Source organism: Acidovorax sp. ST3 (assembly GCF_003231145.1).
Lineage (GTDB): Bacteria > Pseudomonadota > Gammaproteobacteria > Burkholderiales > Burkholderiaceae_C > Acidovorax.
The window spans coordinates 710,177-729,310 of the sequence record NZ_QKVP01000003.1 but is presented as its reverse complement, the minus strand read 5'-3'; the positions used below and the strand labels follow the sequence as shown (position 1 = coordinate 729,310).

At 67.1% G+C, this 19,134-nt stretch carries 16 protein-coding genes; 9 read left to right on the top strand and 7 right to left on the bottom strand.

From position 1 onward, the window contains the following. Window position 1: 1 nt before the first annotated feature. Window positions 2–2,050 carry an acetyl/propionyl/methylcrotonyl-CoA carboxylase subunit alpha gene (locus tag DNK89_RS12535; RefSeq protein WP_110960342.1) on the top strand — a complete coding sequence of 683 codons (2,049 nt, stop codon included), beginning with the start codon at window positions 2–4 and terminating at the stop codon, window positions 2,048–2,050. 63 nt (window positions 2,051–2,113) lie between these two features. After that, the gene (locus tag DNK89_RS12530) at window positions 2,114–3,034 is read left to right on the top strand and encodes a glyoxylate/hydroxypyruvate reductase A (RefSeq protein ID WP_110960341.1); all 921 of its coding nucleotides are present in this window, start codon (window positions 2,114–2,116) and stop codon (window positions 3,032–3,034) included. A 24-nt stretch (window positions 3,035–3,058) separates the two neighbouring features. On the opposite strand, the gene DNK89_RS12525 is transcribed toward DNK89_RS12530, so the two are convergent. The 3 genes from DNK89_RS12525 to DNK89_RS12515 form a co-directional block, all read right to left on the bottom strand. Next, window positions 3,059–4,075, bottom strand: coding sequence for a tripartite tricarboxylate transporter substrate binding protein (locus DNK89_RS12525; RefSeq protein WP_110960340.1), 1,017 nt, complete (start codon window positions 4,073–4,075; stop codon window positions 3,059–3,061). Window positions 4,076–4,149: 74 nt separating this feature from the next. Next, window positions 4,150–5,007 carry a 3-keto-5-aminohexanoate cleavage protein gene (locus tag DNK89_RS12520; RefSeq protein ID WP_110960339.1) on the bottom strand — a complete coding sequence of 286 codons (858 nt, stop codon included), beginning with the start codon at window positions 5,005–5,007 and terminating at the stop codon, window positions 4,150–4,152. Then, window positions 5,004–5,987: a 3-hydroxyacyl-CoA dehydrogenase family protein gene (locus DNK89_RS12515; RefSeq protein ID WP_110960338.1), complete on the bottom strand. Its 984-nt coding sequence runs from the start codon at window positions 5,985–5,987 to the stop codon at window positions 5,004–5,006. Before DNK89_RS12515 ends, DNK89_RS12520 begins: the two co-directional genes overlap by 4 nt. A 98-nt stretch (window positions 5,988–6,085) precedes the next feature. Here DNK89_RS12515 and DNK89_RS12510 point away from each other — a divergent pair, with 98 nt between their 5' ends. Together DNK89_RS12510 and DNK89_RS12505 are read left to right on the top strand one after the other, a co-directional pair. Then, window positions 6,086–7,003, top strand: a complete 918-nt coding sequence (locus tag DNK89_RS12510; protein ID WP_110960337.1) for a LysR family transcriptional regulator — start codon at window positions 6,086–6,088, stop codon at window positions 7,001–7,003. A 98-nt stretch (window positions 7,004–7,101) separates the two neighbouring features. Next, window positions 7,102–8,010: a hydroxymethylglutaryl-CoA lyase gene (locus DNK89_RS12505; protein WP_110960336.1), complete on the top strand. Its 909-nt coding sequence runs from the start codon at window positions 7,102–7,104 to the stop codon at window positions 8,008–8,010. A 30-nt stretch (window positions 8,011–8,040) separates the two neighbouring features. Here DNK89_RS12505 and DNK89_RS12500 read toward each other — a convergent pair whose 3' ends face one another. The 3 genes from DNK89_RS12500 to DNK89_RS12490 are packed head-to-tail and all read right to left on the bottom strand — an operon-like array spanning window position 8,041 to window position 14,051. Continuing rightward, entirely contained in the window at window positions 8,041–9,504 is a 1,464-nt protein-coding gene (locus DNK89_RS12500) for an efflux transporter outer membrane subunit (RefSeq protein WP_110960335.1), read from the bottom strand. Then, window positions 9,501–12,689, bottom strand: a complete 3,189-nt coding sequence (locus DNK89_RS12495; protein ID WP_110960334.1) for an efflux RND transporter permease subunit — start codon at window positions 12,687–12,689, stop codon at window positions 9,501–9,503. Before DNK89_RS12495 ends, DNK89_RS12500 begins: the two co-directional genes overlap by 4 nt. 18 nt (window positions 12,690–12,707) lie before the next feature. Continuing rightward, on the bottom strand, window positions 12,708–14,051 hold the full coding sequence (locus tag DNK89_RS12490; protein WP_110960333.1) for an efflux RND transporter periplasmic adaptor subunit: 1,344 nt from the start codon (window positions 14,049–14,051) through the stop codon (window positions 12,708–12,710). A gap of 213 nt (window positions 14,052–14,264) precedes the next feature. Here DNK89_RS12490 and DNK89_RS12485 point away from each other — a divergent pair, with 213 nt between their 5' ends. The 5 genes from DNK89_RS12485 (at window position 14,265) to DNK89_RS12465 (ending at window position 17,899) form a co-directional block, all read left to right on the top strand. Then, window positions 14,265–14,798, top strand: a complete 534-nt coding sequence (locus DNK89_RS12485) for a YbaK/EbsC family protein (RefSeq protein ID WP_110960405.1) — start codon at window positions 14,265–14,267, stop codon at window positions 14,796–14,798. Beyond that, window positions 14,795–15,061, top strand: a complete 267-nt coding sequence (locus DNK89_RS12480; protein ID WP_110960332.1) for a DUF1289 domain-containing protein — start codon at window positions 14,795–14,797, stop codon at window positions 15,059–15,061. The genes DNK89_RS12485 and DNK89_RS12480 overlap by 4 nt, the downstream gene beginning before the upstream one ends. After that, a complete protein-coding gene (locus tag DNK89_RS12475) occupies window positions 15,058–15,711 on the top strand; it encodes a 2-hydroxychromene-2-carboxylate isomerase (RefSeq protein ID WP_110960331.1) in 654 nt (217 codons plus the stop codon). Before DNK89_RS12480 ends, DNK89_RS12475 begins: the two co-directional genes overlap by 4 nt. 173 nt (window positions 15,712–15,884) lie before the next feature. Continuing rightward, complete coding sequence (locus DNK89_RS12470) at window positions 15,885–17,546, top strand: MFS transporter (protein WP_110960330.1); 1,662 nt, start codon at window positions 15,885–15,887, stop codon at window positions 17,544–17,546. A gap of 149 nt (window positions 17,547–17,695) precedes the next feature. Next, window positions 17,696–17,899, top strand: a complete 204-nt coding sequence (locus DNK89_RS12465; RefSeq protein WP_110960329.1) for a hypothetical protein — start codon at window positions 17,696–17,698, stop codon at window positions 17,897–17,899. A 90-nt stretch (window positions 17,900–17,989) separates the two neighbouring features. Here the strand turns inward: DNK89_RS12465 and DNK89_RS12460 are convergent, their stop codons facing one another. Continuing rightward, a complete protein-coding gene (locus DNK89_RS12460) occupies window positions 17,990–19,108 on the bottom strand; it encodes an ABC transporter substrate-binding protein (RefSeq protein ID WP_110960328.1) in 1,119 nt (372 codons plus the stop codon). Window positions 19,109–19,134 lie beyond the last annotated feature (26 nt).

Genomic DNA, 19,134 nt, shown 5'->3' with positions numbered 1-19,134 from the left:
CATGTTCAACAAAATCCTGATTGCAAACCGCGGTGAGATTGCCTGCCGTGTCGCGGCCACCGCCAAACGCCTGGGCGTGAAAACCGTCGCCGTGTACTCCGATGCCGACGCCAGCGCCAAGCATGTGGCCGTCTGCGACGAGGCCGTGCACATCGGTGGTAGTGCTCCCAAGGACAGCTATCTGCGCTGGGAGCGCATCATCGATGCGGCCAAGGCCACGGGCGCCCAGGCGATTCACCCCGGCTACGGCTTTCTGAGCGAGAACGAAGACTTTGCTAAGGCCTGCGCCGACGCGGGCCTGGTCTTCATCGGCCCGCCCGCCAGCGCGATCAACGCCATGGGGCTCAAGGCCGAGTCCAAGCGCCTGATGGAGCAGGCCCAGGTGCCCCTGGTGCCGGGCTACCACGGCGCTGATCAAGACCCCGCCATGTTGCAACGCGAGGCCGACCGCATTGGCTACCCCGTGCTCATCAAGGCCAGCGCTGGTGGCGGTGGCAAGGGCATGCGCGCGGTGGACAAGGCCGAGGACTTCGCCGCTGCGCTCGACTCCTGCAAGCGCGAGGCCATCAACAGCTTTGGTGATGACGCAGTGCTGGTCGAAAAGTACGTGCAGCGCCCGCGCCACATCGAGATCCAGGTGTTCGGCGACACGCACGGCAACTGCGTGTACCTGTTCGAGCGCGACTGCTCGGTGCAGCGCCGCCACCAGAAGGTGCTGGAGGAGGCCCCCGCCCCCGGCATGACACCCGAGCTGCGCGCCCGCATGGGCGAGGCCGCCGTGGCGGCCGCACGCGCCGTGAACTACGTGGGCGCGGGCACGGTGGAGTTCATCGTCGAGCAGCCCGGCGGCTACGACGCGCCCGAGCAGATGAAGTTCTACTTCATGGAGATGAACACCCGCCTGCAGGTGGAACACCCCGTGACAGAAGCCATCACCGGCCTGGACCTGGTGGAGTGGCAGCTGCGCGTGGCGTCGGGCGAACCGCTGCCGCTGAAGCAGGAAGACCTGCGCATCACCGGCCACGCCATCGAGGCGCGCATCTGTGCCGAGAACCCCGACAACAACTTCCTGCCCGCCACCGGAGCGCTCAATGTGTATGCGCTGCCCGAGTGCGTGACTTTCGAACGCGCGAATGTGAGCGACACAGGCGTCGCGGTCCGCGTCGATTCCGGCGTGCGCCAGGGCGATGCGATCAGCCCGTTCTACGACTCCATGGTGGCCAAGCTCATCGTGCACGGCGACACGCGCGAGCAGGCGCTGGCGCGGCTGGATGAAGCGCTGGCGCAGACCCACATCGTGGGCCTGGCCACCAACGTGCAGTTCTTGCGCCGCGTGGCGAAGACGGCAGCATTCGCGCAGGCCAAGCTAGACACCGCCCTGATCCAACGCGAGCAGGCCGTGCTGTTCCACCAGGAGCCGGTCGGCCTGCCGCTGGCTGCAGCTGCCGCCATTGCCCAGACCCTGCTGCAAGAGCGTGCCAGCGAAGCCGCCGACCCGTTCAGCCGCCGCGACGGCTTCCACACCCATGGTGTGGTGCGGCGCCGGTTCGAGTTCGATTTTGGTGGTGCACATGCCAAGGCCTGGCTAACGTACGAACGCGGCGGCAGCCTGCATCTTGCCGTCGGTGAGGGCGACGCTGCCGTGGCCGGTCCGCTGGTGTTTGCGGCCATTCCCGGGGGCATCGAGCTGCAGTTTGCCGGCCAGCGCACGCGCGCCGCTGTGTATGCACAGGGTGAGGTGGACCATGTCTTCACCCCGCTGGGCGCCACCCAGATCACGTCCATCGACCTGCTGGCCCATTCGGGCGAGTCGGCTGCCGAAGGCGGGCGCCTGACGGCGCCCATGCCTGGCAAGGTCGTGTCATTTGCCGTGAAGGCGGGCGATGCCGTGACCAAGGGCCAGCCGCTGGCAGTGATGGAAGCCATGAAGATGGAGCACACGATTGCAGCGCCCGCTGACGGCGTGGTGCAGGAGCTGCTGTACGCACCTGGCGACCAGGTAACTGAAGGGGCCGAGCTGCTCAAGCTCGTGGTGGCCGAGAAGGCGTAAGCCCCATCAGGGCACCCCGTGCGTGACAGCGCGGGGTGCGCAATGCGGCTACGCTCGGGGCCCATGAAAATCACCTTTTGCTGTACTGACGCCAAGCCCGAGCCCTGGCTCCAGGGCTTTTCCGCCGCGCTGCCCGGCGCTGAGATTTCTGTGTGGCAGCCCGGCGCTCCCCAGGCCGACTACGCCGTCGTCTGGGCCCCGCCCCAGCAGTTCATGGACGAGCAGCCCGCGCTCAAGGCACTGTTCAACATCGGTGCGGGGGTGGATGCCCTGCTCAAGCTGCGCCTGCCGCCCCAGGCCCTGGTGGTGCGGCTGGACGATGCGGGCATGGCCGTGCAGATGGCCGAATATGTGTGCCACGCCGTCATCCGTCACTTCCGCGAGTTGGACGGCTACGAGGCCGACACGGCCGCTGGGCGCTGGGGCTACCGTAAGCCGCGCCTGCGCAGCGACTACCCCATCGGCGTGATGGGCCTGGGTGTTCTGGGCGAGCGTGTGGCCAAGGCGCTGGCGCAGTTTGACTTTCCGATCAACGGCTGGAGCCGCAGCCCCAAGGCCATCGAGGGTGTGCGCGCGTTTGCGGGGGCGGATCAGTTCAACGATTTTCTGGCCGCAAGCCGTGTGCTGGTCAATCTGCTGCCCCTCACACCCGACACCACCGACGTGATCAACAAGGACACGCTGGCCCGGCTGCAGCCCGGCGCCTATGTCATCAACGTGGCGCGCGGAGCGCATCTGGTGGACGAGGATTTGCTTGCCGCCATTGACAGCGGCCATGTGGCGGGTGCCACGCTGGATGTGTTCCGTACCGAGCCGCTGCCTGCGGGCCACCCGTTCTGGAAGCACCCCCGCATCACCGTCACGCCGCACACCTCTGCGCGCACGTTGCGCGATGAAAGCATCGCCCAGATCGCGCGCAAGATGGTGGCGCTGGAGCGGGGCGAGGCGGTGGCCGGGGTGGTGAACCCGGGGCGCGGCTACTGAGTCAATGTCCCCGCCGCCCGGTGCTCAATCCACCGTCACGCCCGCATCGCGCACCAGCTTGCCCAGCCGCTGCGCGTCGGCTTTGATCAGCGCGCCAAAGTCGGCGGCGTTGCCCGCCACCACCGGCGTGCCGATGGCTTCCCATTTGGTGCGGAAGGCGGGGTCCTTGAAGATCGCGTTCACGGTGGCGTTGAGCTTGTCGATGGTGGCTTGCGGGGTACCCGCGCGCACGGCAATGCCGTGCCAGCCCGTGATCTGGTAGCCCGCAATACCGGCCTCGGCCATCGTGGGCACGTTGGGCAGGACCTTGGCGCGCTCGCTGGACGTGACCGCCAGCGGGATCAGCTTGCCCGCTTGGATGTGGGGCAGCGAGCTGCCGACGATGTCGAACATCACGTTCACCTGCCCACCGATCAGATCGTTGAGCGCCGGGCCTGCGCCCCGGTAGGGGATGTGCCCCATCTTCACGCCTGCCATGGTGTTGAACAGCTCCCCTGCCAGATGCTGCGGTGTGCCGTTGCCGGCCGACGCAAAGCTGAGCACCGGCTTGCCCGCCTTGGCCAGGGCCAGAAATTCGGCCAGGGTTTTGACGCCCAGCGAGGGGTGCACTTCCAGCACCAGCGGAAAGGCCGACAGCTGGATTACTGGCGCCAGATCGGTCAGCGGGTTGAACGGCATGCTGGCGTAGAGCGAGGGGTTCACCGCCATCGGACCACTGGCCGCCAGCAGCAGCGTATGGCCGTCAGCGGGAGCCTGCTTCGCGACTTCTGCGCTGCCCGTGTTGCCACCCGCGCCGCCCTTGTTGTCCACCACCACAGGCACGCCCAGGCGGCTTTGCAGCTCAGGTTGAAGCATGCGGGCCATCAGGTCGGTGGGGCCGCCGGGCGGGTAGGGCACCACAAAGCGGATGGTCTTGCTGGGGAACGCGGTAGCGGCCGACTGTGCGGCGGCCTGCCCTGCCAGACCCAAGGCCAGGGGGACGCCCAAGGCTGCGTGCAGCACGGCGCGGCGCGTGGAAGAGGAAATGAGGCGGTGGTGCATGTCTGTCTCCTGTGGGGATGGATAAGGCCCGTCTGTTGCGGGTTGATGTCGATGGAAGAAGGGAAAGAGGACTCTCAAGAAGCACCAAAGCGCTGCCAGATGTCGGCGGCGGTGGCCAGCGGGCGGCCCAGCGCCTGAGCCGCTTCCACCGCCTGGCGCACCAGTGCGGCGTTGTCGGGTGCAACGCTGCCGTCCTTGCACAGCAGGTTGTTTTCAAACCCCACGCGGGCGTGGCCGCCAAACACGGCGGCTGCGGCCACGCAGGCGTTCTCTGCGGCGCCGAAGGCGCACACGGCCCAGGGCTCGTTGCCCGCATGGGCGTTCAGAAACGGCAGCAAGTCGCGCGGGCTGGAGGTCTGGCCCGCGCTGTAGCGGCCCAGCACAAACAGCAGGAACCACGGCGCATCCGGCACCACGCCACTGGCGCGCAAGGCTTGCCAGCGGCGCAGGTCGGCCACGTCGTACAGGATGACCTGCACCATGGTGTGGCGCTGGGCCAGGCCGGTGAAGAAGCGCTGCAGCCCCGCGTCGCCGATCTCGGGCTTGTCCACCTCGCGCAGTCCGATGGAGACGGCCTCGGGCTGCAACGCCTCCACCATCGCGATCTGCGCCGGGGCCTGGTACACGCCTGCGGCTTCGCTGGTGATCTGGAGGACCATGGCATCGCCCACGGCCTGGCGCACCACGCGCTGGGCCTCGCGGTAGCCCTCCACATCCAGGCTGTGGCGGCCTTGTGCGTCGCGGATGTGCATGTGCAGCATGGCCGCGCCCGCATCCAGGCAGGCCTTGGCCGTGGTGGCCAGCGTGGCGGGGGTGATGGGCACAGCCGGGTGGTCGGCGGGCTGTTTGTACGCGCCGTTGGGGGCCACGGTCACGATCAGCGGGTCGGCCCACTGGCTGGGAGTCGTGGGTGATGTGGGCGAGGCGGTCATGAACGATCTCCGGTATGGGGGGGCGCGTCGGCAGGGGGCTCGATGGTGGGCAGCTCGCTGGCCAACAGCGCCAGGCCTTGGCGCAGCAGCGTGTCGTAACGCGCGCGCTCGGCCTGCTTGCGGTCTTCGGGCCAGTCGAAAAATCCCTTGCCCGTCTTCATGCCGAGCTGGCCTTGGGCCACCTTGTCGCGCAGGGCCTGGGCGGGTATGTCGGTGTTGGCGAGGGTTGGGTACATAGTGGCTGCGGCGGCGGTGTGCACCTCAATGCCCGCATGGTCGCGCTGCAGCACCGGCCCCGCCGCCAGAAAGCGGAAGCCAAAGCCAAAGCGCACGGCGGCGTCCACGTCTTCGGGCGAGGCAATGCCTTCGTCGATGAGGGCAAACGCCTCGCGCGAGAGGGCATGCTGCATGCGGTTGGCTAGAAAGCCTGGCTTGTCTTTCTTGACCAGCACTGGCACGCTGCCGCAGCCGCGCATGAAGGCATGCAGCCAGGTGCCCAGGGCCGGGTCGCTGCGCTCGCCCAGCACCACTTCCACCAGCGGCACCAGGTGGGCGGGCATGAAGAAGTGCAGGCCCAGCATGCGCTGCGCCGTGGCCAGCCCCTGGGCGATGGCGCTGATGGGAAAGCCCGAGCTGTTGCTGGCTAGTACGGCATTGGCGGGCGCGATGGCCTCCAGCTCGGCAAACAGTTGCTGCTTGGCGGCCAGCTGCTCGGTGATGCATTCGACCACCAGCCCCACGCCGGTCCAGTCCACCTCCTGCAGCGATGCGCACACCTGCACCGGGCCTGCATGGTGAGCCTGGCCGGCAGTGGCCAGCTCTTGGGCGATGTGGGGCAGCAGCCGGTTGCGGCGGTCGGTGTGCGGGTCAACCACCGTGACGTGGGCGCCCCCGCGCGCCAGAACCACGGCCACATCGGCCCCCATGGTTCCTCCGCCCACCACCACGGTGCGTGCGTTGCGAGGCGAACTTGTTTCCATCGTGTCTCCTGTTTCTTGCTGAGCGTGCTTACGTGCAATGCAGTCTAGGGAGCGTTCATTGCGCGGTCCAGACGTCTTTTTCGATAGACTGATCGGCTATGAAGATCAATTGGTCCGCCCGCGAGGTGGATGTGTTCCTGTCGCTGGCCGAGACGCTGAGCTTTCGGCGCACAGCCTTGCAGATGCACCTGTCGCAGTCGGCGGTGTCCGGCACGGTGGCGCGGCTGGAGGAAATGCTGGATGTGCGCCTGTTCGAGCGCACCACGCGCACCGTGCAGCTCACGCTGGCGGGTGAGGTGTTTGCCGAGCAGGCGCGTTTTCTGCGCCATCAGATGGAGGAGACCGTGCGCCGTGTGCAAGAGGTGGCGCAGCTGCAGGTGGGCCGCGTGGCGCTGGCGGCGCTGCCGTCGCTCGCAGCCGGGGCCGTGCCACGGGCCTTTGCCCGGTTTGCCGCGCAGCACCCGGGCGTGCAGATGGAGCTGATCGACAGCTTGGCAGGCCCGGCGTTTGACATCGTGCGCGCCGGGCGGGTGGACTTTGCCCTCACCGCCGCCAACCCCGCCTATGCGGACCTGGACTACACCCCGCTGGTGTCCGACCGGTTTGTGCTGCTGATGCCGCGTACGCACCCCTTGGCCCGTGGGCGGGGAGCCATTGCCTGGGCCGATGTGGCCGAGCTGCCCCACATCTCCATGCCCGCAGGCACCAGCGTGCGGCAGTACGCACAAGAGGCCCTGCTGACGCACCGCATCCGCTTTGAACCCCACTACGAGGTGGAGCACCTGGCCACCATCGCGGCCATGGTGGCGGCGGGGCTGGGGGTGAGCGCGCTGCCCGAGCTGGCTGCCCAGGTGGTGCGCAGGCCCGAGGTGGTGACGCGCGCGCTCAAGGCGCCCGTGCTGCACCGGCCCATCGGGCTGATCACGTTGCGCGGCCGGCCGCTGTCGCTAGCGGCGCAGGCCATGGTGGCGCTGCTGCGGCAAGAGGTTGAGGGCGATGGCGCCCAGGCTGGCTGATGGCGCGTCCGGCGTATGGTCTGGCACGATATGAGGTGGCTCTGTGGCGGCGCTGGCGAGACAATGGCGGCATTCCTTGATCCCCATTTGGTAGCCCCATGAGCATTCCCTCCCGCGTTCGCCTCATCGACGTTGGCCCCCGCGACGGCCTGCAGAACGAAAAGACCCCGGTGCCTGCCGCTGTCAAGATCGAGCTGGTGCACCGCCTGCAGCAAGCGGGCCTGCAAGAGATCGAAGTCACCAGCTACGTCAGCCCCAAGTGGGTGCCGCAGATGGCCGACAACCACGAGGTGATGGCGGGCATAACCCGCCAGCCAGGCGTGGCGTACTCGGTGCTCACGCCCAACCTCAAGGGCTTTGAGGCGGCCGTGCTCGACAAGCCCGACGAGATCGTCGTCTTCGGCTCCGCCAGCGAGGCCTTCAGCCAGCGCAACATCAACTGCAGCATTGCCGAAAGCATTGAGCGCTTTGCCCCAGTGGTAGAGGCCGCGTTGGCCGCAGGCATACGCGTGCGCGGAGCCATGAGCTGCACCGTGGGCTGCCCGTACGAGGGCGACATTGCGCCCGAGCGCGTGGCGTACCTGGCGGGCCTGCTCAAAGGCATTGGCGTGCAGCGCGTGGATGTGGCCGACACCATTGGCGTGGGCACGCCGCGCAAGGTGCAAAAGGCGCTGGAGGCGACGCTGCAGCACTTTGGCATCGATGAAGTGTCGGGACACTTCCACGACACCTACGGCCAGGCACTGTCGAACACGCTGGCCGCGCTGGAGCTGGGCGTGTGGAATTTCCAGTCGTCCGTGGCCGGGCTGGGCGGCTGCCCGTATGCCAAGGGCGCTACGGGCAACGTGGCCACCGAAGATGTGGTCTACATGCTGCAGGGCATGGGCATTGAGACCGGCATCGATCTCGACCTGCTCATCGACGCAGGCGCCTACATCAGCGGCTTTCTGGACCGCAAGCCCAACTCACGCGCGGCCAACGCCTTGTTGACCAAGCGCGCGGGCTGACCCCGCAGGCCCAACGCCACCCGCTCGCCGTCAACCGGCGTCCGGGGTGCCTCCCAGCACCTTCCACAGCGTCACGCGGTTGACCTGCTCGGCCTGGCGCAGGCCGATGAGGGTCTGCTGCGCCGCATACAGGCTGCGTTGTGCATCCAGCACCGTGAGGTAGTTGTCCACCCCGGCCTTGAATCGGGCCTCCGACAGGTCGAACGCCTTCTGGGTGGAGGCCACCAGCCGCGTCTGCGCGGCGATGCGTTCATCCCATTGCGCGCGGTCGGCCAGCACATCGGCGGTCTCGCGGAACGCGGTCTGCACGGCCTTCTCGTACTGGGCCACCGCGATGCGCTGGTTGGCCTCGGCCACCTGCACGTAGGCGCGGTTGCGGCCGGCGTCGAAGATGGGCAGGCGGACCAGCGGTACAAAGCTCCAGGTGCCGCTGCCCGCGCCAAACAGGCCGTCCAGCTCGCGGCTGCCGGTGCCTACGTTGGCCGTGAGGCTGATGGTGGGGAACAGGGCCGCCCGCGCAGCGCCGATGTTCGCCTCGGCGGCGCGCAGGGCGTTTTCGGCGGCCTGTATGTCGGGCCGGGCGAGCAGCACGTTGGAGGCCAGCGGCACGGGCACGGGCTGCAAGGCCGCCGGGGCCTGCGCGTCTGCACGCAGCGTGCTGGCAGTGGGCCAGAGGGCTGCAGGCACCGGGCCGCCCACCAGCAGTTGCAGGGCGTTGCGGTCGCGTTCCACCTGCGCCAGGTAGGTCGCCACATCGCCGCGTGCGGCGTCCACCGTGGTCTGCGCCTGGGCCAGCACCAGCCCCGATGTGGAGCCGATGGCGTGGATGCGTTCGGTCAGCGCATAGGCCTTCTCGCGGCTGGCCAGGGTGTCGCGCGCCAGTTGCAGCCGGGCCTCATCGGCGGCCAGGGTGAGCCAGGCGTTGGCCACATCGGCAATCAGGCCCGTCTGGATGTTGCGCTGGTTCTGCTGGCTCTGCAGAAATTGCTGCAGCGCCGCCTCGTTCAGGTTGCGCACGCGGCCCCAGAAGTCGATTTCGTAGCTGGCAAAGCCCAGTTGGGCTGTGTACTGCGTAGCCACTTGTGCAGGCGCGGTGGCGCTGCTCATGCCGGCGGCGGTGCGTGCGCGGCTGGCTTGCGCCTGCGCGGTGACGCTGGGCAACAGGTCGGCCCGGGTGATGCCGTACTGGGCGCGGGCCCGCTCGATGGCCTCGATGGCTACGCGCAGGTCGCGGTTGTTGGACAGCGCCAGGGCAATGACATCACGCAGCGGCTGGGCCTGCACCCAGCCCAGCGCAGCTGCCGCTTGCACGCTGGCGTCGCTGGCTACGGCGGGCTGTCCGCCGGTCGTGCCCACGGTGTCGGGCACGGGCAGGGCAGGGGTCTGGTGAGTAGGGGCCAGGTTGCAGCCTGTGAGCAGTGCGGCGGTGGCCAGGGCCGCAGCGATGGCGGCAGGCTGACGCTGGCGACGTGGCGACAAGGGTGGGCGCGTCATGCTGCGCTCTCCTGTATAGAGTGCGGTGGGGTGCTGGCTGCGGGCGGCGGGGCGTTGTCCTCGTTGCGCGACCGGCTCTTGAACCAGCGGCGGATGAGCAGGAAGAACACCGGCACTAGGAAGATGCCCAGTACCGTGGAAGCCAGCATGCCGCCCAGCACGGCGGTACCGATGGCCACCCGCCCGCCTGCACCCGCGCCGGTGCCGATGGCCAGCGGGATCACCCCGAAACCAAAGGCCAGCGACGTCATCAGGATGGGCCGCAGCCGCAGGCGCACGGCGGCCACGATGGCGTCGAACAGGTTCTTGCCCTGCTCCTGCAGCTGCACCGCAAACTCGACGATCAGGATCGCGTTTTTGGACGCCAGCCCCACGGTGGTCAGCAGCCCCACCTGAAAGTACACGTCGTTGGTCAGGCCCCGGGTGTAAGTGGCCGCAAGCGCGCCCACCACCCCCAGCGGAACGGCCAGGATCACCGACAGTGGCACGGTCCAGCTCTCGTACAGGGCTGCCAGGCACAGGAACACGAACAGGATCGAGATCGCGTACAGCATGGGGGCCTGGGCCCCTGACTGCCGCTCTTGCAGCGAAGCGCCCGTCCATTCGTAACCGATGCCCGGGGGCAGCGTGCGCAGGATGTCTTCCACGACCTTCATGGCTGCGCCCGAGCTCACGCCCGGTGCCGCGCGGCCTTCCAGCTCGTAGGCCGGGTTGCCGTTGTAGCGCAGCAGCTGCGGCGAGCCGTAGGCCCAGTAGCTGGTCGAGAACGCGCCAAACGGCACCATCTCGCCCTTGCTGTTGCGCACGCTCCAGCGCGCCACGTCCTGCGGCAGCATGCGCGCTGGCGCGTCGCCCTGGATGTACACGCGCTTGACCCGCTCGTTGTTCAGGAAGTCGTTCACGTAGGTGCCGCCAATGGCGCTGGAGAGCACGCTGTTGATGTCGTTGTAGGACAGTCCGAGCGCGGCGGCCTTGCGGTCGTCGATCTCCAGGCGCAGCTCGCTGGCGTCCTCCAGATTGGTCATGCGCAGGTTGGTCAGCTCGGGCCGTTTGCGCGCTTCGGTCAGGAAGGTGTTGGTGGCCGCCAGCAGCGCCTGGTGGCCCAGGCCGTTCATGTCCTTGATCACGAAGTTGAAGCCCGAGCTGGAGCCCAGACCCCGCACGGCGGGGGGCATGACGACCAGCACCCGCGCATCACGGATGGAGGCCAGGTCGCGCGTGGCCTTGTAGGCAATCTGCGCGGCCGCCTGGTTGGGCAGCGTGCGGTCTTCCCAGGGCTTGAGGCGCACAAAGCCGCGTGCCGAGGCCTGGTCGCCGTTGATGCCCGAGACCTGGTAGAAGCTCAGCACATCGGGTTGCTGTGCAAAGTAGTCGCGCACCTGGTCCAGCACGCTCTGCAGCCGCGCATCGGCGGCGCCCGAGGGCAGGTTCACGTTCACGTACAGAAAGCCCTGGTCTTCGTCGGGCAGGAAGGAGGTGGGCAGGCGCGCCATGAGCAGCCAAACCACGCCACAAACGGCCAGAAAGATCAGCGCCATGCGCTTGGTGCGGCGCAGGGTGTAGGCCACCGTGCCCTGGTAGCGTGCCGCAGTGGCATCGAAGTGGTGGTTGAACCAGCGGAAGAACCGGTCGTTCAGGCCCAGCAGGCCGCGCCGGATCAGCCGGTCATGCCCAGCCGATGCGGCTGCAGGCTTGAGCAGTGTGGCGCACAGCGCCGGGGTGAGGGTCAGCGCCACAAACACCGACAGCGCCATGGCCGCCACGATGGTGATCGAGAACTGCCGATAGATCACGCCCGTGGAGCCGCCAAAGAACGCCATGGGCACAAACACCGCCGACAGCGTGACCCCGATACCCACCAGAGCGGGCGTGATCTCGCGCATGGACTGGCGGGTGGCCTCTTTGGCCGATTGGCCGGTCTCGTGCATCACGCGCTCGACGTTCTCGACCACCACGATCGCATCGTCCACCAGCAGGCCGATGGCCAGCACCATGGCAAACATGGTCAGCGTGTTGATCGAATACCCCGCCAGTGACAGCACCCCAAAGGTGCCCAGCAGCACCACGGGCACGGCAATGGCGGGGATCAGCGTGGCGCGGAAGTTCTGCAAAAACACGAACATCACGATCACCACCAGGATCATGGCCTCGCCCAGCGCGCTGACCACTTCCTTGATGGAGGCGCGCACGAAGGGCGTGGAGTCCGAGCTGACGAAGTAGTCGATCTGGTTGGGGAAGTAGGGCTTCAGCTCGGCCAGCTTGGCGGTGATGGCGTCGGCCACCTGCATGGCGTTGGCGCCGTCGGCCAGCACGATGCCCATGCCTGCGCCGGGCATGCCGTTGAGCTTGGCCTTCACGGTCAGGTTCTCGGCGCCCAACTCCACACGGGCCACGTCCTTGATGGTCACCACCGAGCCATCGAGCGCCGACTTGAGCACGATGGCTTCGAACTGCTCCACGGTCTTGAGCTTGGTGCGGGCGGTGATGGTGGCGTTGAGCTGTTGGTCGGACACTGCCGGCAGGGCGCCCAGCTGGCCGGCAGACACCTGGGCGTTCTGGGCGTTGAGCGCGTTGACCAGGTCCGACGGCATCAGCGCGTACTTCTCCATCTTGGCCGGGTCCATCCAGATGCGCATGGCGTAGTTGGTGCCGAACACGGTCACGTCACCGACACCGTCGATACGGCCGATCACATCCACCAGACTGCTGGTCAGAAAGTCGCCGATGTCCACGGCGCTCATCGACGGGTCCTTGGAGAAGAAGCTGTAGGTGACCAGGAAGTCCTGCCCGCCCTTGTTCACGAACACGCCCCGGCTCTTGACGGCGTCGGGCAAGCGGTTGGTGGCGGCCTGCAGCTTGTTCTGCACCTGCACCTGCGCCACGTCGATGTTGGTGCCGGGCGCAAAGGTGAGCGTGGTGCGCGAGCGGCCCGAGGCGTCCGAGGTCGAGCTCATGTAGAGCATGTTGTCGATGCCCTTGAGCTGCTGCTCGATGATCTGCGTGACCGAGTTCTCCACCGTCTCGGCCGAGGCCCCGGTGTATTGCGAGCCGATGGTCACGCGCGGCGGAGCGATGTCGGGGTACTGCTCCAGTGGCAGCGTGACGATGGACAGCGCGCCGCCCAGCATGATGATGATGGCGATGACCCACGCAAAGATGGGCCGGTTGATGAAGAACTGAGCCATGTGCTGCGTCCTTCGTGCTCAGCGGGAGGCTGCCGGAGCGGGATTGGAAGCGGGGGCTGACGCGGGCGCGGCACCGGCGGCGGCGGGTGCGTCAGCGCCAGGGGCGCCCTTGCGGCCCTTGGCGGGGGCCTTCGGGTCCACCTCTACCGCGCGCACCTTGTCGCCGGGTTTGACGCGTTGGAAACCCTCGACCACCACGCGCTCGCCCGCAGCCAGCCCGCCCTGCAGCAGCCACTGGTTGCCCACGGCACGGTCGATGCTGATGGGGCGCTTTTCCACCACATCACCGTCCTTGACCACCAGCACGCTGGGCTTGCCGGTGAGGTCGCGAGTCACAGCCTGCTGGGGCACCAGCAGGGCTTCGGGCGCGAGGCCGGTGGGCAGCAGCGCCTGCACATACATGCCGGGCATCAGCGTGCCCTTGGGGTTGGGCACCACGGCGCGCAGCGTGACGGTGCCGGTGGTGGCGTTCACGATCACGCCCGCAAACTGCAGCTGGCCGCGCTGCGCGTACTCGGTGCCGTCGTCCAGGCGGATGCGCACGGGGATCTTGTCGCCCTCGACCTTCTGGAATCGGCCTGCGTCCCAGTCCCGCTGCAGCTGCATCAGCTCGGTGGTGGACTGGGTGAAGTCCACGTACATCGGGTCGAGCTGGACGATGGAGGTCAACGCGTCGGCCTGGTTGGCTGTGACCAGCGCCCCCGGCGTGACGTTGGACAGGCTGATGCGTCCGCTGATCGGGGCCTCGATGCGGCTGTACTTGAGGTTGATGCGCGCCGTGGCCAGGTTGGCCTGGGCCACTGCCACGTCGGAGCGCGACTGGGCGGCGGCGGCCTGGCTTTCTTCAAACGCCTGCTGGCTGATGGCGTCGATCTTCACCAGCTCGGCATTGCGCTTGGCCGTGGCCTCCTGGGTGCGCGCGGTGGCCTCGGCCTTGGCCAGGGCGGCCTGCGCGCTGGCCTCGGTGGCGCGCAGCGAGGCGTCGTCGATCTGGTACAGCGGCTGGCCCTGGCGCACCAGCGCGCCTTCGGTGAACAGACGCTTTTGCAGGATGCCCGACACCTGGGGCCGGACCTCGGCCGTGAGCGAGGCGCGGGTACGGCCCGGCAGCGCGGCTTCGAGCTGCTGGCTTTGCTGCTTGAGCGTGACCACGCCCACTTCTGGGGCGGCCTTGGCCGGTGCAGGGGCCTCGTTGGGTTTGCTGCAGCCTGCCAGGATGCCTGCGATCAGCAGCAGCCCCAGCAACGCTCCCCGGGACGGCAAGGCCCCCAGGGCGGGGCGGGCGGCGCGGCCTGACACGGGATCGGCAGGGGACGGCGCAGACAGGCTCGGGCACAACAGGGACAACGCGGCATCGTTCATGGGCGTGGGGCTTGGGGCGTGGGGGTGGAAAGTTCGGCGCATTGTGGGGGGCGCACATTTCCTGTTTGTAAAGTGGCCTGATTTGGCCCGGGTGTCGGAGCGCAGCGCAGGGACATGCGGGGCAGGGCGCCAGGCAGGCCCTGGCGCGCGGCAAAATGGAGGGAGACCCGACCGAATCACGCCCCCATGGGGGCCCGCTGGAGACCGATGCGCATGTGTGGAGCTGAACTGAAAAACCTGCCCGAGGGCGTACAGCGTGTGGCTGCCGAGCTGCAGCGGCTCGGCCACCCGCACCTGCCGCAGATGCTGGACGATGCCGCGCGCACTGCGCAGCAGGCCGCTGATGCGCTGGGCATCCTGGTGGGGCAGGTGGCCAAGAGCATCATCTTCCGGCGCAAGAGCGACGATGCAGCGGTGCTGGTGGTCACATCGGGCGACCGCCGCGTGGACGAGAAAAAGGTGGAAGCCCATGTGGGCGGCAAGATCGGCCGCGCCGATGCCGAGTTCGTCAAGTCGCGCACCGGCTTTTCGATTGGCGGCGTGTCGCCCGTGGCGCATGCCACGCCGCCCGTCACGCTCATCGACCAGGACCTGCTGCGCTTTGACGTGGTGTGGGCCGCAGCAGGACACCCGCATGGCGTGTTCCCCCTGCACCCCAGCGACCTGCAGCGCCTGACGGGCGCTCCCGTTGTAGATGTGGTGCAGGCGCCTGTGGCGGACACCCCCGCGCCCCAGGTGGCCGCATGAATGCTATTGATTTGCTAGCTGCCAAGGCAAAAGACACTGGCGCTACTGGCCATTTTGGCCCCCGAAGCACCGAGCCGGTGCCTTCACCCTGCATCTCGGTGTGCCGCATGACGCCCGACCGCAGCCACTGTGAAGGCTGCTTTCGCACGCTGGATGAAATTCGTGCCTGGTCGCGCGCCGACGCCCCGCAGCGGCGCGCCATCTGGGCGCAGCTGTTGCAGCGTGCGGGCATTGCCTGGCCCGTGCCGGAGACCGAAGCATGAAGCGCATCACGTTCTACCTGGACTTCATTTCCCCCTATGCCTGGCTGGCGTTTGAGCGCTTGCCCGAGGTGCTGGAAGGGCTGACCTACAGCGTGACCTACCAGCCCGTGCTGCTGGGTGCCCTGCTGCAGCAGCACGGCAACCCCGGCCCTGCGGGCATTGCCCCCAAGCGCGACTGGACCTACCGCCACGTGACCTGGCTGGGCCATGCGCAGGGCACCCCGCTGCAGATGCCGGCGCGCCACCCGTTCAACCCGCTGCCCCTGCTGCGCCAGGCCCTGGCCTGCAGCGACGACGGCAGCATCAACCGCTACGTGGCGGGCACGGTGCTGCGTCACGTGTGGCAGGGCGGTGGTGACGCGCTCGACCCCGCGCGCCTGGCCGCGCTGGCCGAGGCGTTGGCGGAACAGATGCGCCCCGGACAGGACGTGAACAGCGACGGCCCCAAAGCCTTGCTGCGCGCCAACACCGAAGCTGCGCAGGCCGCCGGTGTGTTTGGTGTGCCCGCGTTCGGCGTGGACGGCAAGCTGTTCTGGGGGCTTGACGGCCTGCCCATGCTGCGTGCCTACCTCGATGGCGACGCCTGGTTCGGCGGACCGGACTGGGACGCCGTCAGCCAGCTCCCATCGGGTTTACCCGGCAAGCGCTGAGCAATTTCCGGATGCTGAAAGGGGTGCTGCGGGTTTCACCCTAAGTTGTCAGAGAGCGGTCAGTTTGATGAAAGCTCTTGTTGGTTTCGCGTCAGAGGGTGGTCAGTGCCATCTCCAAGAATGCGTGCAGCCCGCCGCAGTGCGGTCTGTAACACCAATAGGAGACACACACCATGGCAACTGTTCATCCCGCACCGCGGCCGATGTCGCCCGAAGAGAGGAAGGTCATCTTCGCCTCGTCGCTCGGCACCGTTTTCGAGTGGTACGACTTTTACCTGTACGGCTCGCTCGCAGCCATCATCGCCAAGCAGTTCTTCAGCGGTCTGGATGCCGGTTCGGCGTTCATCTTCGCGCTGCTGGCGTTTGCGGCGGGCTTCATTGTTCGTCCCTTCGGCGCCATCTTCTTCGGCCGTCTGGGCGACATGATCGGCCGCAAGTACACGTTCCTGGTCACCATCCTGATCATGGGCCTGTCCACCTTCATCGTGGGCATCTTGCCGACCTATGCGTCCATCGGTGTGGCCGCTCCCGTCATCCTGATTGCCCTGCGCCTGCTGCAAGGCCTGGCACTGGGCGGTGAGTACGGCGGCGCTGCCACCTATGTGGCCGAGCACGCTCCACACGGCAAGCGCGGCGCCTACACGGCCTGGATCCAGACCACCGCCACGCTGGGTCTGTTCCTGTCGCTGATGGTGATCCTGGGCACCCGTACCGTGCTGGGTGAAGAAGCCTTTGCCGACTGGGGCTGGCGCATCCCGTTCATCGTGTCGATCCTGCTGCTGGCCATCTCGGTGTGGATCCGCCTGTCGATGAATGAATCGCCTGCCTTCCAAAAAATGAAGGCCGAGGGCAAGACCTCCAAGGCGCCGCTGAAGGAATCCTTCGGTGAGTGGAAGAACCTCAAGATCGTGATCCTGGCACTGGTGGGTCTGACCGCCGGTCAGGCCGTGGTGTGGTACTCGGGCCAGTTCTACGCGCTGTTCTTCCTGACGCAAGCACTGAAGGTCGATGGCGCCACCGCCAACATCTTTGTGGCTGTGTCGCTGCTGATCGGTACGCCGTTCTTCATTGTGTTCGGTGCGCTGTCCGACAAGATCGGCCGCAAGCCCATCATCCTGGCAGGCTGCCTGCTGGCCGCGCTGACGTACTTCCCTGTGTTCGGCGCCCTCACCAAGGCGGCCAACCCCGCTCTGGCTGAAGCCCAGGCCAAGAACAAGGTGGTGATCACTGCCGACCCTGCCGAGTGCTCGTTCCAGTTCAACCCCACAGGCACCACCAAGTTCACCAGCTCGTGCGACATCGCCAAGCAGGTGCTGGCTGGTGCTTCGGTGAGCTATGAAAACGCTGTGGCTCCCGCCGGCACGGTGGCGACCATCAAGATTGGCGAAACCGCGATCCCCTCGTACTCCAGCAAGGGCCTGAGCGCTGACGAAGCCAAGAAGAAGGACGCCGAGTTCAAGAAGCTCGTGGCCGACGACCTGAAGGCCGCTGGCTACCCCACCAAGGCTGACCCAGCCCGCATCGACAAGGTGATGGTCACCATCATCCTGACCTACCTGGTGCTGCTGGTGACCATGGTGTACGGCCCTATCGCCGCCATGCTGGTCGAAATGTTCCCCACCCGCATCCGTTACACGTCCATGTCCCTGCCGTACCACATCGGTAACGGCTGGTTCGGCGGCCTGCTGCCCACCACGGCGTTTGCCATCGTGGCCCAGACCGGCAACATGTACAACGGCCTGTGGTACCCCATCATCATTGCCGGTGCCACGGTGGTGATCGGTGGCCTGTTCATCAAGGAAACCAAGGACGTTGACATCTACGCCAACGACTGATCCTTACTGACCGGTGTACAGGGCCCGCCCCGCAAGGGTCGGGCCCTGTGTTCCATCAAGGGGCTTGTACCGTGCACCAGTACAACCCACAACCTTGCCCGTTCAGCCAGGCCCCTTGATTGAACAAACCCATCCCAGGAGATATTGATATGTGGAAGATTGTTGTTGGCTTCGTCTTGTTTGCTGCTTTGTCGATGTACGTGATCATCACGGCGGGCGACAAGGCCGACATGGGCGGTGAAAAGCACGGTGCCGATGCGGTGCACGCGCCGGAGGCCCCGGCCAGCGCGGCGACACCTGCTGCCGCACCTGCGCCCGCTGCGGCTCCTGCCTCGGCTGCCAGCGCGCAATAAGCACGTTGCCCGGCATGACAAAGGCCCTGCCAGCAATTGCTGGCAGGGCCTTTTTTTGTGGTGACCTGAGGCTCGGGAGCGTGTGCCGTGTCAGCGTTTGAAGCGGCCGTCCGTGCCGATGATGGACAGGTCGGAGAAGTCCAGCCCGCTGTGGTCGGTAGGGCTGTAGCTCAGCTCCATGCCGCCCAGATCCCACTTCTTGATACTTTCCAACCCCATGTGGAGTTTGGCGCTGTCGGGCTTGGCGCCTGCACGTTTGAGGCCTTCCACGAGTACCTTGGCGCTCACAAAACCCTCCAGCATGGCGGGCGTCAGGTCGCCGATGTTCTTGGCCTTGGCCAGGTCCATGGCCTCCTTGACCACGGGGTAGTTGAGCGAGCGCTCCGACGGGAACACCTGCGTCACCACCACGCCCCGGGCCTGGTCGCCCAGGGCCTTCACAAACCCGCCCGACGCGTTGTTGGACAGCGTGACGATCTGGCCGGCAACGCCCGCAGCGCGCAAGGCCTTGATGCCATCGACCACCGCCGCTCCCGTGCCGATGAAAATCACGGCCTGGGGCTGCTTGCCGGCCACGCGGGGTGCGATGGCGCTGTAGTCGGGCTTGGCGCGGTCAAACTTCTCGATGAACAGCGCCTCGATGTTGTTGGCCTTGAAGCCGGCCTGGGCGCCCGCCAGGCCGTCCGCGCCAAACGTGTCGTCCACATGCACCACGCCAATGCGCTGGATGCCCAGCGTGTGCAGGTGCGAAATGGCCTTGGTCACCTCGCGCTGGTAGGGCGCACGCACGTTGAACACGTATTTGCTCACCGGCTGGTGCAGCGCAATCGCCCCGGTGGACGGGCCCACCAGCGGCACGCCATGCTGCTCCAGCACCGGGATGATGCCTTGCGTGTGGGGCGTGCCACGGGTCATGAACAGGCCAATCACGCCCTTTTGTTCAATCAGCGTGCGGGTGTTGTCCAGGGTCAGCTTGGGGTCGAACTTGTCGTCCAGCGACAGCACCTCCACCTTCTGCCCGCCCACGCCGCCCTTGGCGTTGATGTGGTCGATGTACAGGGCTGCGCCCTGCATGGATTCGGCCACCGTGGCGGCGGCCGATCCGGTGATGCCCACCGTCTGGCCGATCAGGATCTGTGCGTGGGCGGAACCGATGCCCAGGGCGGCGGCCAGGGCGCAGAGCGCACCGGCCAAGCCAGTTGTCTTCATGGGGTTGTCTCCTGCGTGTGGAGCGC

Coding starts and splice junctions, on each gene's coding strand:
- DNK89_RS12535 (WP_110960342.1), top strand. CDS start 2: ATGTTCAACAAAATCCTGATTGCAAACCGCGGTGAGATTGCCTGCCGT.
- DNK89_RS12525 (WP_110960340.1), bottom strand. CDS start 4,075: ATGCACCACCGCCTCATTTCCTCTTCCACGCGCCGCGCCGTGCTGCAC.
- DNK89_RS12510 (WP_110960337.1), top strand. CDS start 6,086: ATGAAGATCAATTGGTCCGCCCGCGAGGTGGATGTGTTCCTGTCGCTG.
- DNK89_RS12515 (WP_110960338.1), bottom strand. CDS start 5,987: ATGGAAACAAGTTCGCCTCGCAACGCACGCACCGTGGTGGTGGGCGGA.
- DNK89_RS12480 (WP_110960332.1), top strand. CDS start 14,795: ATGAATGCTATTGATTTGCTAGCTGCCAAGGCAAAAGACACTGGCGCT.
- DNK89_RS12485 (WP_110960405.1), top strand. CDS start 14,265: ATGTGTGGAGCTGAACTGAAAAACCTGCCCGAGGGCGTACAGCGTGTG.
- DNK89_RS12495 (WP_110960334.1), bottom strand. CDS start 12,689: ATGGCTCAGTTCTTCATCAACCGGCCCATCTTTGCGTGGGTCATCGCC.
- DNK89_RS12465 (WP_110960329.1), top strand. CDS start 17,696: ATGTGGAAGATTGTTGTTGGCTTCGTCTTGTTTGCTGCTTTGTCGATG.
- DNK89_RS12505 (WP_110960336.1), top strand. CDS start 7,102: ATGAGCATTCCCTCCCGCGTTCGCCTCATCGACGTTGGCCCCCGCGAC.
- DNK89_RS12475 (WP_110960331.1), top strand. CDS start 15,058: ATGAAGCGCATCACGTTCTACCTGGACTTCATTTCCCCCTATGCCTGG.
- DNK89_RS12500 (WP_110960335.1), bottom strand. CDS start 9,504: ATGACGCGCCCACCCTTGTCGCCACGTCGCCAGCGTCAGCCTGCCGCC.
- DNK89_RS12460 (WP_110960328.1), bottom strand. CDS start 19,108: ATGAAGACAACTGGCTTGGCCGGTGCGCTCTGCGCCCTGGCCGCCGCC.
- DNK89_RS12470 (WP_110960330.1), top strand. CDS start 15,885: ATGGCAACTGTTCATCCCGCACCGCGGCCGATGTCGCCCGAAGAGAGG.
- DNK89_RS12490 (WP_110960333.1), bottom strand. CDS start 14,051: ATGAACGATGCCGCGTTGTCCCTGTTGTGCCCGAGCCTGTCTGCGCCG.
- DNK89_RS12530 (WP_110960341.1), top strand. CDS start 2,114: ATGAAAATCACCTTTTGCTGTACTGACGCCAAGCCCGAGCCCTGGCTC.
- DNK89_RS12520 (WP_110960339.1), bottom strand. CDS start 5,007: ATGACCGCCTCGCCCACATCACCCACGACTCCCAGCCAGTGGGCCGAC.